Genomic DNA, 2415 nt, shown 5'->3' on the forward strand with positions numbered 1-2415 from the left:
GTGGTAAACACCATTTTAAAGGAAGCTGATCTTTTTTGTCCGAACAGCGTTCGGATTAATTTTACAATCTACCATATTACTAAACACAAACAAATTTTCCGCTTTATTTCGGGAAGGTTACAAAGGAAAAACAATATCACAAAAGTTTAAATTCGGCTTTAAGTTAACTTGATGTTCATAAAATCATCAAAACTTTGTGTTTAAAATGCGTATGTCAGATTTGTTAAACCGTTTGTCTTACTGACATAGCAGGCACTAGCGAACGTAAAATGGCTTCAACAAAATATGAACATTTCATGAACATGCATTGTTTGGAATTAAATTTACTAAAATTGATAAATAAATACGCAAAATGGATCGGCAGTCAAATTTGATGATTGTCGATCCATTTTTGCTGTCAAGCTATTTTATAAAATGAAAATTAGGAACGGCGGTACGTCATTTTCTTCTATCTTATTTAATTATTAGTGATAAAATACTAAGTGCAGTGTATCACAAACATATTGGGAGGAAATGCAAATGAGTAAGCTTAAACAAGCTTCATTAGTATTAATTGCCACATTTACCATTGGGGGAACCTTTACAATTGTACCGCCGAAGACCGCATCAGCTAGTCGAACCTGGGTGTGGATTGCCCCGAACCACGGCAAACGATATCACTATGCCCGGAGTTGCCGCGGATTGAATAACGCCGGCCACAAGCGCCACGTGACTCTTCACTGGGCAAAATCGCACCACTATCGCCTTTGTGGCTGGGAAAAATAAGTTAATGAGACTGAGGGGATGATCCTATTAAGAAATTTATCTATTGTTTTTTATTAACGATCCTCATGGTTGGTGGCGTTAGTTATGCACAACCGAGCGAAACGCCCAGCGCATCGACTTACGTCTACATTACCCGGACCGGTAAGCACTATTTCTACCATCGGCATAATCGCGGCTTAAACCGGGCCAAGAAAGTCTATCGAGTTAGCCTATCAACAGCTCGAAAGAAAGGTTTGACGTTAGCCAAAACCGATTACAAGCCCGGCAAGCGCAAAGTAATCCGCCGAACAACTCGGAAACGCGCGAAGACAGTCCGCAAAAAAGCCGCCAGTTCCAGTGGTAAGTATTTGAAGATCGCCGGCAAACAAGTGGTGATCATCAACCATAACCGGCCAAAGTTCTCCAAAAGCACCCTATCACTGCGGCATGGTTCCTGGCAAAAGTATGGTCAGTTGGACTTCTTGAACCGGGCAACCACCGCAAATGCCATGCTGAATAAGCGGTTGATGCCAAGAGCTGAACGGGAACCATTGTATGTTGACCCCACCGGCTGGCATAACAAGAAGGCCCACGGCAGTTGGCTGTACAATCGCTGTCACCTGATTGGCTACCAGTTGACCGGGCAAAATAACAACCTGAGAAACCTGATCACCGGTACCCGCTCACTGAATATGCCGGGCATGCTGCGATATGAAAACCGGGTTGCCTACTATTTAAAGAGCAACAAGAAACATTACATTAGGTACCAAGTCCGACCGGTATTTAAAGCCCACGATCTATTAGCACGTGGTGTTCAAATGCAAGGTAAATCCATCGGCAGCAATCGCGTCCACTTCAACGTGTACATTAAGAATGTGCAGGCTGGGGTGAGGATTGATTATCAGACTGGAATGAGCCAGGTGGTTAATTAGATATTTAAGACACAAAAAGAGATTATTACGATTGTGACCTATACCTCCAAAGTTAAAGTAAAAACTTTAGCTTTGGAGGTATTTTTTATGACTAAGATTTCAAAAGGAACAAAATTGAGAGCACTTGTAGAATATGCTTCTGGTACTGGTTCTCTGACCGGAATTGCGCATAAATATAAAATACATGTAATGCTTTTTCAGATGCTTGTTTCAGCCTATCAAACATATGGAACAGACGTGTTATTTAACCCACCAGAAATAACCCCTGAATTCAGGGTTGAAGTTGCCCACTGGGCGATTGCCAATAATGCCTCATACACTCAGGTCGCGGCTAAGTTTGGTTATGTTGGTACCAGACAAATTCAGATATGGAAAGAAATTTATCGCAATCAGGGGCCAAATGGGTTATTGTCTATATCAAAAGGACGGCAACCTAAAATGACAAATAAACGTAAGAAGCCGACTAAGAAACGGTCAACTAAGAAGAAACTTTCTCTGGAAGAAAATCGTCTTAAGCAACTAGAAGCTGAAAATTTGGAGTTACGCATCAAAAATGAAGCGTTAAAATTATTGGCCTCGATGAAGCAACGAACAAAGAACTCGCCCAAGTAATCTGCACCCTCGAGGCCCAATTTAAGCTGACTGACCTTCTACGGGTCTTACCAATTTCACCAGATACCTTTTTCTACTGGAAGCGTCAATTTAAGCTACCAGACAAGGATGGCCAATTGAAACACTT

The 2415-nt window shown here is 41.7% G+C and carries 3 protein-coding genes; all 3 read left to right on the forward strand.

The window, feature by feature from the left end:
• Window positions 1–519: 519 nt before the first annotated feature.
• A complete protein-coding gene (locus QUF07_RS13660) occupies window positions 520–765 on the forward strand; it encodes a hypothetical protein (protein ID WP_217165309.1) in 246 nt (81 codons plus the stop codon).
• A gap of 65 nt (window positions 766–830) precedes the next feature.
• Complete coding sequence (locus tag QUF07_RS13665) at window positions 831–1676, forward strand: DNA/RNA non-specific endonuclease (protein WP_289427992.1); 846 nt, start codon at window positions 831–833, stop codon at window positions 1674–1676.
• 87 nt (window positions 1677–1763) lie between these two features.
• The gene (locus QUF07_RS13670) at window positions 1764–2288 is read left to right on the forward strand and encodes a helix-turn-helix domain-containing protein (protein ID WP_289427994.1); all 525 of its coding nucleotides are present in this window, start codon (window positions 1764–1766) and stop codon (window positions 2286–2288) included.
• The last annotated feature ends 127 nt before the right edge of the window (window positions 2289–2415 follow it).

Source organism: Lentilactobacillus sp. TOM.63, assembly GCF_030361045.1.
Taxonomy (GTDB): Bacteria; Bacillota; Bacilli; order Lactobacillales; family Lactobacillaceae; genus Lentilactobacillus; species Lentilactobacillus dabitei.